This is a genomic window from Jannaschia halovivens (assembly GCF_046452375.1).
Lineage (GTDB): Bacteria > Pseudomonadota > Alphaproteobacteria > Rhodobacterales > Rhodobacteraceae > Jannaschia > Jannaschia halovivens.
Genome location: NZ_JBKFDJ010000001.1, coordinates 1211966 through 1224304 on the forward strand (window position 1 = coordinate 1211966; position 12339 = coordinate 1224304).

The 12339-nt window shown below is 69.4% G+C and carries 11 protein-coding genes; 4 read left to right on the forward strand and 7 right to left on the reverse strand.

Going from position 1 to position 12339, the window contains the following annotated elements; translation table 11 throughout:
• Positions 1-54: 54 nt before the first annotated feature.
• The 6 genes from ACK8OR_RS06145 to ACK8OR_RS06170 all read right to left on the reverse strand — a co-directional run bounded on the left by ACK8OR_RS06145 (position 55) and on the right by ACK8OR_RS06170 (position 6307).
• The gene (locus tag ACK8OR_RS06145) at positions 55-1104 is read right to left on the reverse strand and encodes a permease (protein WP_410188538.1); all 1050 of its coding nucleotides are present in this window, start codon (positions 1102-1104) and stop codon (positions 55-57) included.
• Between the two features lie 55 nt (positions 1105-1159).
• Positions 1160-1483, reverse strand: a complete 324-nt coding sequence (locus ACK8OR_RS06150) for an ArsR/SmtB family transcription factor (protein WP_410188539.1) — start codon at positions 1481-1483, stop codon at positions 1160-1162.
• Positions 1484-1526: 43 nt separating this feature from the next.
• On the reverse strand, positions 1527-3743 hold the full coding sequence (locus tag ACK8OR_RS06155; protein WP_410188540.1) for an RNA degradosome polyphosphate kinase: 2217 nt from the start codon (positions 3741-3743) through the stop codon (positions 1527-1529).
• Between the two features lie 83 nt (positions 3744-3826).
• Positions 3827-4483 carry a P-loop NTPase family protein gene (locus tag ACK8OR_RS06160; protein WP_410188541.1) on the reverse strand — a complete coding sequence of 219 codons (657 nt, stop codon included), beginning with the start codon at positions 4481-4483 and terminating at the stop codon, positions 3827-3829.
• On the reverse strand, positions 4480-5562 hold the full coding sequence (locus tag ACK8OR_RS06165; protein ID WP_410188542.1) for an AI-2E family transporter: 1083 nt from the start codon (positions 5560-5562) through the stop codon (positions 4480-4482). Before ACK8OR_RS06165 ends, ACK8OR_RS06160 begins: the two co-directional genes overlap by 4 nt.
• 292 nt (positions 5563-5854) lie before the next feature.
• Positions 5855-6307: a GatB/YqeY domain-containing protein gene (locus ACK8OR_RS06170; protein WP_410188543.1), complete on the reverse strand. Its 453-nt coding sequence runs from the start codon at positions 6305-6307 to the stop codon at positions 5855-5857.
• Positions 6308-6505: 198 nt separating this feature from the next.
• On the opposite strand from ACK8OR_RS06170, the gene carA reads away from it, so the two are divergent.
• The gene (gene carA, locus ACK8OR_RS06175; RefSeq protein WP_410188544.1) at positions 6506-7651 is read left to right on the forward strand and encodes a glutamine-hydrolyzing carbamoyl-phosphate synthase small subunit; all 1146 of its coding nucleotides are present in this window, start codon (positions 6506-6508) and stop codon (positions 7649-7651) included.
• Between the two features lie 70 nt (positions 7652-7721).
• Positions 7722-9767, forward strand: coding sequence for a glycosyltransferase family 2 protein (locus ACK8OR_RS06180; protein ID WP_410188545.1), 2046 nt, complete (start codon positions 7722-7724; stop codon positions 9765-9767).
• On the opposite strand, the gene ACK8OR_RS06185 is transcribed toward ACK8OR_RS06180, so the two are convergent.
• A complete protein-coding gene (locus tag ACK8OR_RS06185) occupies positions 9764-10390 on the reverse strand; it encodes a GntR family transcriptional regulator (protein WP_410188546.1) in 627 nt (208 codons plus the stop codon). The two genes, ACK8OR_RS06180 and ACK8OR_RS06185, sit on opposite strands and share 4 nt — an antisense overlap.
• Before the next feature lie 78 nt (positions 10391-10468).
• Here ACK8OR_RS06185 and ACK8OR_RS06190 point away from each other — a divergent pair, with 78 nt between their 5' ends.
• Both ACK8OR_RS06190 and ACK8OR_RS06195 read left to right on the forward strand, forming a co-directional pair.
• A complete protein-coding gene (locus tag ACK8OR_RS06190) occupies positions 10469-11113 on the forward strand; it encodes a pyrimidine 5'-nucleotidase (protein WP_410188547.1) in 645 nt (214 codons plus the stop codon).
• 40 nt (positions 11114-11153) lie between these two features.
• Positions 11154-12338: an FAD-dependent monooxygenase gene (locus ACK8OR_RS06195; protein ID WP_410188548.1), complete on the forward strand. Its 1185-nt coding sequence runs from the start codon at positions 11154-11156 to the stop codon at positions 12336-12338.
• Position 12339: the final 1 nt, after the last annotated feature.

Here is a 12339-nt window from a genome sequence, read left to right on the forward strand (position 1 = left end):
GGATGGGTCAATCTAGGTGCCGCCTCGCCACCACATGGGGACGCGACGGCAGCGTCACGCTAGCCAGGCCTGGAACAGGAGCCCCGAGGCCAGCGAGCCCGTCAGCGCAAGTGCGATATAGAGGACGAAGACCGACCGCTTCGCCAATGCCCAGACCGCGATGGCGGCGGGTAGCGAGGTCACGCCGCCCGCCACGAGGAAGGCAAGCCCGGCACCGGGTGCCATCCCCTGATCGACCAGCCCCGAGACGAGCGGTAGCGCCGCGTAGCCGTTGAGATAGGCGGGCACGCCGACCAGCGTAGCCGTCAGGATCGAGCCGATCCCGGTGCCGCCCACTGCCTGCGCAACCCATTCGGCAGGCACGAAGGCGATCATCAGGCTTTCGAGAATGAAGGCGAGGGTCAGCCATTTGAAGAGGAAGAGCGTCGTCTTGACGGCATCGCGCCGGAAGCGGGCGCGTCGCTCGGGGTCGTGCCAGAAGGCCCAGACGGGGGGCCTGGGGTTGCGGACACTGGACGCGCCGCAGCCGCCATTGCCGACGCCGTCCCGCAGCGGCGCGGCGAAGGCGCCCGCGCGGGTCAGTTGCAGCGTCACGAGACCGCCAAAGAGACCGAGGCCGATCGCCGCCATCGTCTTGGCGACCGCGAATTCGAAGCCGAGAACACCCGCCGTCAGCACGAACATCGACGGGTCGATCACCGGCGAGGCGAGCCAGAACGCCATCACCGCCGACAGGGGCACGCCCATCGCGAGCAACGCGGCGATCAGCGGGATTACTCCGCAGGAACAGAAGGGCGACAGCCCGCCGAATGCCGCGGCGAGCGCGATCATCAGGAGGGGCGAGCCGGTGAAGGCCCGCGCGATCAAGCCGTCCGCCCCGGTGGCGCCCGCATAGGCCGCGAGCGTGATCGACAAGAGAAGATAGGGCGCCGTTTCGGTCAGGGCGCGGGCGACGAAGGCGAGCGTGTCGCGGGCCTGTGCCGGATCGGCGATGGCGAGGCCGAGAAGGATCGCAGCCGAGACGAGCCAGACCCTGTGATCGGTCCAGACCTGTCGGGCGAACGCGGCGGCGGGGCTCGGCCGGCGGGGGGCGATATCTGTCATATCAATATATCCGGTTTCATGGTTATTTTAGGGCGACGAAAACGTCTCGTGGGCGTCATGCCGCGTCCTCCCGCACGAGGGACACGCCGTGGCAGCATTCTTCGGTCAAAAAACCGACCGCCGCCGCCATGCGGTCGTAATCCGCACGGTTGACGACCTCGCGGCCGCGCCGCTCCTGCTGCACGAGACCGGCCGCGACCAGCGTCCGGAGGTGATGCGCCAAGGTCGAAAGCGGCAGCTCCGTATGCGCGGCGATGTCGCCCACGATCAGGCCGTCATGCCCGGCGCGCACCAGCAGGCGAAACACGTCGAGCCGGGCGGCATGTCCCAGCGCCGCAAGTGCGGTTGCCGTAGCGGCGGTACGGTCGACATCGGTCATGGGACAATTATGACCACATTTCCGGTTTTGTAAAGATGCACCCTCAGTCCGGCGAGTGCGTCAGCTCGGGCACGTCCTTGGCCCCCGCGCTCCCGCGACCCGACAGCGACGGGTTCTCCATGAAGAAGCGATGGCAGTTGAACGGGTTGTCGAGCGCCGAGAGATCGGGCCGCGTCCACTCGCCCTCGGGGCCGAGGGTCCAGCTCTGCGCCACGTCGGCAAGGTTTGCGGCCATGATCTGGCCCACGATCTGCGCCTTCACGGTCGGGTTGGTACATTCGACCAGCGTCTCGATCCGGCGGTTCAGGTTGCGGCCCATCCAGTCGGCCGAACTGATATAGACGCGCGCCTTCTTGTGCGGCAGGCCGTGACCGTTCCCGAAGCATACGATGCGGCTGTGTTCGAGGAAGCGTCCGACAACCGACTTGACGCGGATCGTCTCGGAGAGGCCCTCGACGCCCGGCCTGAGGCCGCAGATGCCGCGGATCACGAGGTCGATGCGCACCCCTGCCTGGCTCGCGTCATAGAGCGCGTCGATAACGTCCGGCTCGATCAGCGCGTTCATCTTGGCCCAGATCATTGCGGGCCGCCCGGCGCGCGCGTGCTCGGCCTCCTCGGCGATGGACGCGATCAGCCGCTGCTTGATACCCGAGGGCGAGATCGTCAGCGATTCCAGCCCCTCGGGCGGCGCATAGCCCGAGATGTAGTTGAAGACCTTGGTCGCATCCCGCGCCAACGTGTCGCTGACGGTGAAGAGCGACAGGTCGGTATAGATGCGCGCCGTGATCGGGTGATAGTTGCCGGTCCCGAAATGCGAGTAGGTCACCAGCCGGTCGCCCTCGCGGCGGACGACGGTGCTGATCTTGGCGTGGGTCTTGTAGTTGGTGAAGCCGTAGACGACATGCGCGCCCGACCGCTCCAGCCGCCGCGACTGCCGGATGTTGGCGGCCTCGTCGAAGCGGGCTTTCAGCTCCACCAGCGCGGTGACGGTCTTGCCCGCCTCGGCCGCCTCGCAAAGCGCCGCGACGATCGGGCTGTCGCGCGACGTCCGGTAGAGCGTCTGCTTGATCGCCACGACATCCGGGTCCGTCGCCGCCTGCGCAAGGAAGCGGATCACCATGTCGAAGGTTTCGTAGGGGTGGTGCAGCAGCATGTCCTTCTGGCGGATCGCGGCGAACATATCCCCGTCGTGGTCCTGCACGCGTTCGGGGACGCGCGGCGTGAAGCTGGACCAGAGGAGGTCCTTGCGGTCGTCAACGACCAGCTCCTTCAGGGCGGCAAGGCCGATCAGGCCGTCGACCTCGATGACCTCGTTCTCCTCGACGCCGGTCTCCTCGATGATGGTCCGGCGCAGTCCCGTCGGCGCGTTCGCCGTGATCTTCATGCGCACGACCTCGCCCCGGCGGCGGCGCTTGAGCGCGGTCTCGAACTCCCGCACGAGGTCCTCGGCCTCCTCCTCGACCTCCAGATCGCTGTCGCGCAGCACGCGGAACGCGCAATGCCCCTTGATCGCATAACCCGGGAAGATCTGCTCGATCCGCATCAGGAGCAGGTCCTCGAGCGGCAGGAACCGGATATGCGGCGGCGTGTCGTCCCCGGTCGGCGCGTCGTCGAGGCGCAGGAACCGGTCGATCTGCGCGGGGACGGGAAGGAGCGCGCGCAGGGTGCGGCCATCGGCCTTTCGTTGCAGCTCGACGGCCAGCGCGAAGCCTTCGTTCGGGATGAAGGGAAACGGGTGGGCGGGGTCGATCGCCAGCGGCGAGAGGACCGGAAAGACCTCGCGCATGAAGCGGTCTGCGAGCGTTTCGCGTTCCTCCGCGGACAGGCCCTCGGGCGTCAGAAGGCAGATCCCCGCCTCTTCCATCTCGTCGCGCAGGGTCTTCCAGGTGGCCTGCTGTCGCTCCAGCAGGCGCAGCGCCTCGGCGTCGATCAGCACCAGCTGTTCGGCAGGGCTGCGCCCATCGGCGGCGGGGGTGCGGTTCCCGGCGCGCGCCAACTCGCGCAGGCCGGCCACGCGTACGGTGTAGAACTCGTCTAGATTGGCCGCCGAGATCGACAGGAAGCGCAGCCGCTCCATCAGCGGCACGCGGGGATTGTCGGCCTCCTCCAGCACGCGCCAGTTGAACGACAGCCATGACAACTCGCGGTTGAAGAACCGGCGCGGCCCTTCGCGGCGAGCGGCGTCGAGCGCCCTGGGGGCGGGAAGATCCGCGTTCAGGAAATCGGCATCGGGGGCGTGGACGCTCTGGCTGTCGGGCATGGGGCTGCGGCTACCCTTCGGGTATGACGGAAGAATGACGGGGTATGGCCCGAGGATATGCCAGACGCCCGCCGCGCGCCAGTTCACCCGTCGAGAAGGCTCCGGGCGAGCGCCAGATTGGGCGGCACGCCCTGCGCCAGCGATTCCCGGTCCAGACGGTCGACCATGGACGCGGCGGCGGCGAAGCTGCGCTCCATCCGCGGCAGGAGATAGCCGATCAGGGCGGGCTTCACCTGAAGTTGGCGATCCGCGAAGAGCTTGATGAGCACGACCGACAAGAGCACGTCGTCCGGGTCCTCGATGATCGCGGGCGTGACCGCCGCCAGGCGCGACGCCAGGTCCGGCAGCCCGACGTGCCAGTGCGCGGGCGGCGTCCGGCCGGTCAGCAAGAGACCCGCGCGACTGCGCGCGGCGGCGTTCAGAAGGTGGAAGAGCGCCGCCTCGTCCACGCCCCGGTCGGCATCCTCGACGACGAGCGGCCCTTCGGCCAGATCGGGTGCCATCTCGGGCGTAAGGCTGGCGGCCGGCACGATCCGCGCGCCCGCCGTCTCGGCCCAGATCGCGGCCAGGTGGGACTTGCCGCAGCCCTCCGGCCCGATCAGCGCCAGCCGCGCCTCGGGCCAATCGGCCCAGGTCTCGATCAGAGCCTGGGCCGTCGCGTTGGACGGAGCCACCATGAAGTCATCGCGCCCCCGCGCGTCCAGGCGCGGCAGCGGAAAAGCCAATTGATCGGCGGTCACTCGATCGGTCCGGCCGGGTCTGACGGCCGGTCGGACCCGCGATAGAGCAGGCTGTCGCGATAGCGCGCCAGCACGAAACGCGCGATCACGCCCAGCGCCGCTGCCACCGGGACGGCCACCAGCATCCCGACGAAGCCGTAGATGCTCCCGAAGGCCGAGAGCGCGAAGAGGAGCCCGACCGGGTGCAACCCGACCGACGAGCCGACGAGTTTGGGCGTCAGGATATTGCCTTCGAGGAATTGCCCTGCGGCGAAGATCGCCGCGACGAGCCCGATCGACAGCCAGTCGCCCCAGAACTGGAAGAGCGCAAGGCCGATCGCGAGTGCCCCGCCGACCAGCGCGCCCACGTAGGGGATGAAGGTGATCAGCCCCGCGACCGCCCCCACCACGAGGCCGAACTGCAACCCCACGGCCATCAACGCGACCGAGTAAAACGTGCCGAGGATGAGGCAGACGGTGCCCTGCCCGCGCACGAAGCTGGCCAGCGTGCGATCGATCTCGCGCGCGACCGTGCGGACGGTGCCGACGTGATCGCGCGGCAGAAGCTCGTCGATCCGGGCGACCATGTTGTCCCAGTCGAGCAGCAGGTAGAAGGCGACCACCGGCACGACGACGATGAAGACGAGCGCGTTGACCACGCCGAAGAGCCCTGCGACCACCTGCTGTGCCAACTGCCCGCCACGCGCGCGGATCGTCTCTCCCAGGTCGGTCAGGCCGCGGCGGATCAACCCGTCCTGCTCCATCAAGTCCGGGAAGCGCAGCGTCAGCCAGTCCCGCAGGGCCTCGAAATAGGTCGGCGCCGCCTGCACCAGCGCGCTCCCTTCGCGGATGATCATCGGGATGACGATTCCGACCGCGAGGACGAGCACGAAGATCCCGACCAGAACGATGATGGTCGTCGCCGCCCAGCGCGGCAGGCCGAGCCGCTCCAGCCGGTCGGCCAGCGGGTCGAGGATGTAGGCGATGGCGCCGCCGACGATGAACGGCAGCAAAATGTGCCCGAGATACCACAGGATGACGAGGAAGACCGCCGTGGCGAGCCCCCAGTAGAGCGCCTGTTGCCGGACCGGCAGTGCCATGGATCGTCCTTTCGATTGGGCGATAGATGCCCATCGGGGACGTGGGACGCAAGATGGGGCGGGGCGGGGTGGACGCCGCAAAAAGCCCGGATGGGCCTGGCCACGGCCCTGCGCGCGGGAGGAGATTGTTCGTACGAACAATCTCTACGTTTCTTCGTACGAAGAAACGTCGCGGCCAACGGCAGCCGCCGCCGGCGCGCATCCGGCGGACGTCTCTCGCGGCCTGCGCGCGGCCCCTGCTTCGTTTTGGATCGATAAGGATTAAGGACGCGTCAACGTCCCGGCGCGATCGTCAGACCAGCCGCGCCTTCACCATCGGGCCGACCGCCGCGAAGTCGATCTGACCCTGATGGCGGTCCTTCAGGATGCCCATGACGCGCCCCATGTCGCGCAGCGACGCCGCACCCGTCTCGGTGATCGCCGCGTCCAGCGCCGCCTCGACCTCGCTCTCGGAGAGCTTCCGGGGCAGGAATTCCTCGACCACCGCGATCTCGCTGCGCTCCTGCTCGGCCAGCTCGAGGCGCCCGGCTTCTTCGTAGGCACGCGCCGATTCCTGTCGCTGCTTGACCATCTTGGCGAGGATCGCCAGCGCCTCGGCATCGCCCACGGTTCGTCCCTCGGCCCGGAGCGCGATGTCCTGGTCCTTCAGCGCCGCGTTGATCAGCCGCAGGGTGCCGACCCGGCGCGTGTCCTTGTCGCGCATCGCCGCCTTCAGCCCGGAGGCCAGCCTGTCCCGCAATTCCATTCCGTGCCACTCCGCACCGGTTTCGACGAAGGGGCGAACTTAGGGGCTGACCGCGCGCGGGGCAACGCGGCGCGACCTCGCGTCACGCCGGGTCCGTGGCGCATCGGCCACGGCGCCGCCGCGCCTTGACCCGGACCGGCGGCGGGCCTATGCCCCCGAACGTTTGCCCGACAGCCGTCCTGTCCTCCGGAGCGCCCCATGTCCCAGCACCCCACCGCCTGCCTCGCCCTCGCCGATGGAACGGTCTTCCGGGGCCGCGGCTTCGGTGCCACGGGGCAGGCGACGGCCGAGCTCTGCTTCAACACCGCCATGACCGGCTACCAGGAGATCATGACCGACCCGTCCTATGCGGGCCAGGTCGTAACCTTCACCTTCCCGCATATCGGCAATACCGGCATCACCCCCGAGGATGACGAGACCGCGGACCCCGTCGCGGCCGGCATGGTGGTCAAGTGGGACCCGACCGAGCCGTCGAACTGGCGCAGCACGCGCGATCTCGAGGATTGGCTGGCCGCGCGCGGCCGGATCGGCATCGGCGGGATCGACACGCGCCGCCTGACCCGCGCCATCCGCCAGCAGGGCGCACCGCATGTGGCGCTGGCTCACAACCCCGACGGAGACTTCGACATCGAGGCGCTGGTTGCCGCCGCCCGCGCCTTCCGTGGCCTCGAGGGCATGGACCTCGCGCGGAAGGTCACGACGGCGCAATCCTACCGCTGGTCCGAGACGAAATGGGCCTGGCCCGACGGATACGGCACCCAGAGCGCACCGAAATACAAGGTCGTCGCCATCGATTACGGCGCCAAGCGCAACATCCTGCGCTCGCTCGCCCATGTCGGCTGCGACGTCACCGTTCTGCCGGCGACCGCCACCGCCGAGGAGATCAAGGCCCTGAACCCCGACGGTCTGTTCTTGTCGAACGGGCCGGGCGATCCGGCGGCGACCGGCGAATACGCCGTCCCCGCCATCCGCGAGATGGTCGAAAGCGGGATCCCCGTCTTCGGCATCTGCCTCGGGCACCAGATGCTGGCGATGGCGCTGGGCGCGAAGACGGTCAAGATGAACCACGGGCATCACGGCGCGAACCACCCCGTACAGCGCCGGGGCGACGGCAAGGTCGAGATCACCTCGATGAACCACGGCTTCACCGTCGATGCACAGACGCTGCCCGACGGCGTCGAGGAGACGCATGTCTCGCTCTTCGACGGCTCGAATTGCGGCATTCGCCTCTCGGGAAAGCCCGTCTTCTCGGTCCAGTACCACCCAGAGGCATCGCCCGGTCCCCATGACAGCGCCTATCTCTTCGACGATTTCGCAACGGCCATGGCGGCGCGCGCGGGCTGAGCCTGCAGAGTTAACCCTTCGTTAAGTCATAGGCGGCGACGGTCTTCGGACGTTCAGTTCCGAGACCGCCATGGCACCGTCGCTACAGTCCGTTGATTTCACTGACCTGTCAGAGGCTTACGATCCGCCGGCGGTCGATGGGGCCGTGCTGCCCTTCCCCGAATCGGCAACCCCGCCCGAAGGCGCGCCGGTCGATCCGACCTCGCCGCCCGGACCGGTCTTTCGCCATGTCGACCCTGTCCGGCGACCGCGCCTCGGCGAAGTTCTGCTCGACATGGGCGTCATCGGTCAGCCGGACCTGACCCATGCGCTGATCTTGCAACGGCAGCTCGAGGCTCGTCTCGGCGATGTCCTCTTGCGGCGCGGCCTCGTCTCCAGCGAGGACCTTGCGCGTGCCATGGCCCGGCAGCGCGGTCTTGGACGGGCGGAGGCGGCGCCGCGCGGCTGCTCGCGCAGCGATGCGATGGCCCGCCGCCTGCCGCCAGAGATCGCGATCGCGTTCCTCGCCCTGCCTTGGGACCGGATCGGCGGCCTGACGCGGATCGCCACCGCACGGCCCGAACGTCTGGACGAACTCCGCGCCGCCGTCGCCCCCTATTTCGATGCCTGCGTTTTCGTCGTCGCCACCGATGCCGAGATCGAGGCCCGGCTGGCGGTCGTCCACGGCGACGCGCTGGCGCGGGCCGCGGAATGTCGGGTCCCTGCCCACCAGAGCTGCCGGCACTGGAGGACGCGCTCGGCGCCTGCGCTGTTCGCCATCGTCACGATGCTGGCGATCCTCGCGATCTCCGAATGGCCCGCGACGGCGCTGCGGCTGGCCGTTGTTGCGGCGGTCGGCGTCAGCATCACCAGTCTCGCGCTCCGGTTCGCGGCCCTCATCGCGGTGCGCCTGCCCGCGCGGCGCGGTTTCGCCTCGGTCCGGCCGCCGCGCGTCGCGATGCGCAAGCTGCCCTGCGTCACCATCCTCGTGCCGCTCCACCGCGAACCCGGCATCGCGCGCCCCCTGACCGAACGACTCTCCCGGCTCGACTACCCGCGCGAGCTTTTGGACATCTGCCTCGTGGTCGAGGCGGGCGACACCTGCACGCTCGACGCGCTGGACGGCGCGACCCTGCCGCCCTGGATGCGCGTGATCCCGGTCCCCGATGGCCATCCGCGCACCAAGCCCCGCGCGATGAATTACGCACTGAACTTCGCGCGCGGCGATATCGTCGGCATCTACGACGCCGAAGACGCGCCCGCCCCCGACCAGATCCGCACCATCGTCGAACGCTTCGAGGCGGCGCCCGCCACCACCGCCTGCCTGCAGGGTCAGCTCGATTTCTACAACCCGACCCGCAACTGGATGGCGCGGTGCTTCACCATCGAATACGCCAACTGGTTCCGCCTCATGCTGCCGGGGATCGCGCGGATGGGCCTGGTCGTCCCGCTCGGGGGAACGACGCTGTTCTTTCGGCGCATCGTGCTCGAGGCGGTCGGCGGCTGGGACGCGCATAACGTGACCGAGGATGCCGATCTGGGCGTCCGTCTCGCGCGCGGGGGCTGGCGCACCGAGATCGTGCCGACCACCACGCTGGAGGAGGCGAATGCCTCGCCGATGACCTGGGTCCGGCAACGCTCGCGCTGGATCAAGGGCTACATGATGACCTGGGCCGTCCACAGCCGGGACCCCGTCCGGCTCTGGCGCGATCTCGGGCCGAAGCGCTTCTTCGGCTTCCATCTGCTGTTTCTCAGCTCGGTCCTCAGCGCGGCCCTTTTGCCGGTGCTCTGGTCGCACGCGGTGCTGATCTTCGGAATCGGCCATCCGATCGAAGCCTGGTTGCCACCGGGCGGCGCGTTCCTCCTGGGCGGGGCGATGGCGGGCCTGTCGCTGGTGTCGATGCTTCTGACCTTCGCAGGGTGCGCGGCGGCGCATCATCGCCATCTCAGGCCCTGGATCCCGACCCTCATGGTCTATTTTCCGCTGGCGACGCTGGCGCTTCTGAAGGCTGCGGCCGAGGTCGCGTCGAAGCCGTTCCACTGGGACAAGACCGAGCATGGCACTTTCGGCGGAGTCGAAGGCGACGGCGATATCGAGACCCTTCAGGCCGCGATGGCCGCCCCGCCGGGCCGCTAGATCCGCCGCGCCTCCTCGCGCAGGCGGACCTCGAAGGCGGTGCTCAGATGCTGGCGCAACGCGGCGGCGGCGCGGTCGCCGTCGCGCGCCGCGATCGCCTCGACGATGCTGTGATGTTCCTCCAGCGCCGCGGTCCCGCGCCCATCGGCGGCCAGCGAGGTCGTCGCCATCAGCGCCATGGACCGGTGCACCATCCCGAGTTGCTGCACGAGGTAGCGGTTATGCGAGGCGCGGTGGATCTGCTCGTGAAACCGTCGGTTTGCCCGCGACAGCGCTGCCGCATCACCCAGAAGCGCGCGATCCTCCTCGACCATCGCGGCCAGCACGCTGATCTCCTCGCGGGCGGCATGCTGGGCGGCGAGCCGCGCGGCCAGCGCCTCGAGCTCGGTGCGCACGACGTAGAGCTCCGCCATCTGGTCGTGGCTCAGCGTCGCCACGATGAGCGAGCGTCCGTCCCGCGTCAGGAGCGCCTGCGTCTCCAGTCGCTGCAACGCCTCGCGGACGGGAGTGCGCGACACGCCGAGCCGGTCGGCCAGCTCGCTTTCCACCAACCGGTCGCCGGGCCGGTAGGTGCCCTGGTCGATGGCATCGATGATGAGGGTATAGGCGTCTTTCGGGGTCATCGCGCGACGCTAGACGCAGCCCCGCGGCGGAGCAAGCACGGGGGTTGCGAGACCCCGGTACAGCCGCTAGCGGCGGGCATGGGTTTCGATCACGTCACCACCTGGGTCTTCGATCTCGACGAGACGCTCTATTCGCCCCGCACCCCGCTCTTTCCCCAAATCGAAGCGCGGATGGTCGGCTGGATCGTCGCCGAACTGGGCGTCACCGCGGCCGAGGCGGATCGCCTGCGCGCCCGCTGGTGGCATGATCACGGGACCACGCTCGCCGGGCTGATGGAGGAACACGGGACCGATCCCGATCCGTTCCTGCGCGACGTCCACGACATCGACTTCTCGGTGCTGGCGCCCGATCCGGACCTGCGGGCGGCGATCGCGGCCCTGCCTGGCCGCCGCATCATCCACACCAACGGCACGGCGGATTACGCGGCCCGCGTGCTGGATGCCTGCGATCTTGCGGGGCTCTGGGACGCGGTGCACGGCATCGAGCATTCCGAGGCCCATATCCCCAAGCCCGACGCCCGCAATTATGCCGCGACCCATGCGCGCGACGGGCTCGACCCCGCGCGGAGCGCGATGTTCGAGGACAGCCCCCGCAACCTCGAGGTGCCCGCGGGTCTCGGGATGGCGACGGTCCAGGTCGGCCCGACCCGCGCCGCGGATCCCTACATACAGCACCACACCGTCGACCTTGCCGGCTTCCTGCGCGGCATCGTCGCGGACTGACGGGGTGGAAGGCGGGCGGTCTGCGGACTACCTCGACGTCATGGCATTCGACACCGACATCCTGATCGCGGGCGCGGGCCCCGCGGGCCTCGCCGCCGCCTGCGCGCTGGGCGCCGAGGGGCACTGCGTAACCCTCGTGGACCCGGCGCCGCCCTTGATCGGCGAGGATGCGCCCGGCGCCGACCTCCGCACGACGGCGCTTCTGCAACCCGCGCGCGCGCTGCTCGACCGGGCGGGTGCCTGGGACGGACTCGCACCACACGCAACGGAACTCTGGACCATGCGGATCGTCGACGCCGCCGGGGCCGAGCCCGTGGCGCGCGACTTCGACGCACTCGATATCTCGGACGCGCCCTTCGGCTGGAACTTCCCGAACTGGCTCCTGCGGCGCGACCTTCTCGCGCGGGCCGAGGCGCTGGAGACCGTCACGCTGCGCTTCGGCTGCTCGGTCGCGTCGCTCCTGCTGCGCGAGGCCGAGGCCCGGGTGACACTCTCCGACGGCGCGCGCCTCGCGGCCCAGCTGGTGCTCGCCTGCGATGGCAAGGCCAGCCCGCTGCGGGACATGGCCGGGATCGGCGCGCGGACGGTGGATTACGGCCAGACGGCGATCGTCTTCGCCGTCGCCCATGCCACCCCGCACGACAATGTGTCGATCGAGGTGCACCGCGCAGGCGGTCCCTTCACGCTGGTGCCGCTGCCCGACCGCGACGGCGCGCATCGCTCGGCGGTCGTTTGGATGGACGAGGCGGGGACCCAGACCCGTCGCATGGACCTCGACGACGACGCCTTCGTGGTCGAGGCCGAAGCGCGGGCGGCGGGCGCTCTCGGGTCACTCCGCCTCGTGTCACGCCGCGCCGCCTGGCCGATCGTGTCCCGGCTGGCCGACCGCTTCACCGCGCGCCGCTTCGCGCTGGCCGCCGAGGCCGCCCATGCCATGCCGCCCATCGGCGCGCAGGGGCTGAACACGTCGCTCGCCGATATCGCCCTCCTCCGCGATCTCTGCGCCAAGGGCGAGATCGGATCGCGCGCGATGCTCGACAGCTACCAGCGCCGCCGCTGGACCGAGGTCGCCGCGCGGATGGCGGGGATCGACCTGCTCAACCGGACGTCCATCGCGGGGCGCGCGCCGATGCAGGCCGCACGCGGATGGGGGATCGGGCTGATCCACGACATCGCGCCGGTGCGCACACTCCTGATGAAGATGGGCCTCGGCCGCGTCGCCTGAC

What these genes read in the sequence shown, in the direction of transcription:
- ACK8OR_RS06145 (WP_410188538.1), bottom strand. Translation starts at nt 1,104, where the DNA reads ATGACAGATATCGCCCCCCGCCGGCCGAGCCCCGCCGCCGCGTTCGCC.
- ACK8OR_RS06150 (WP_410188539.1), bottom strand. Translation starts at nt 1,483, where the DNA reads ATGACCGATGTCGACCGTACCGCCGCTACGGCAACCGCACTTGCGGCG.
- ACK8OR_RS06155 (WP_410188540.1), bottom strand. Translation starts at nt 3,743, where the DNA reads ATGCCCGACAGCCAGAGCGTCCACGCCCCCGATGCCGATTTCCTGAAC.
- ACK8OR_RS06165 (WP_410188542.1), bottom strand. Translation starts at nt 5,562, where the DNA reads ATGGCACTGCCGGTCCGGCAACAGGCGCTCTACTGGGGGCTCGCCACG.
- ACK8OR_RS06170 (WP_410188543.1), bottom strand. Translation starts at nt 6,307, where the DNA reads ATGGAATTGCGGGACAGGCTGGCCTCCGGGCTGAAGGCGGCGATGCGC.
- carA (WP_410188544.1), top strand. Translation starts at nt 6,506, where the DNA reads ATGTCCCAGCACCCCACCGCCTGCCTCGCCCTCGCCGATGGAACGGTC.
- ACK8OR_RS06180 (WP_410188545.1), top strand. Translation starts at nt 7,722, where the DNA reads ATGGCACCGTCGCTACAGTCCGTTGATTTCACTGACCTGTCAGAGGCT.
- ACK8OR_RS06185 (WP_410188546.1), bottom strand. Translation starts at nt 10,390, where the DNA reads ATGACCCCGAAAGACGCCTATACCCTCATCATCGATGCCATCGACCAG.
- ACK8OR_RS06190 (WP_410188547.1), top strand. Translation starts at nt 10,469, where the DNA reads ATGGGTTTCGATCACGTCACCACCTGGGTCTTCGATCTCGACGAGACG.
- ACK8OR_RS06195 (WP_410188548.1), top strand. Translation starts at nt 11,154, where the DNA reads ATGGCATTCGACACCGACATCCTGATCGCGGGCGCGGGCCCCGCGGGC.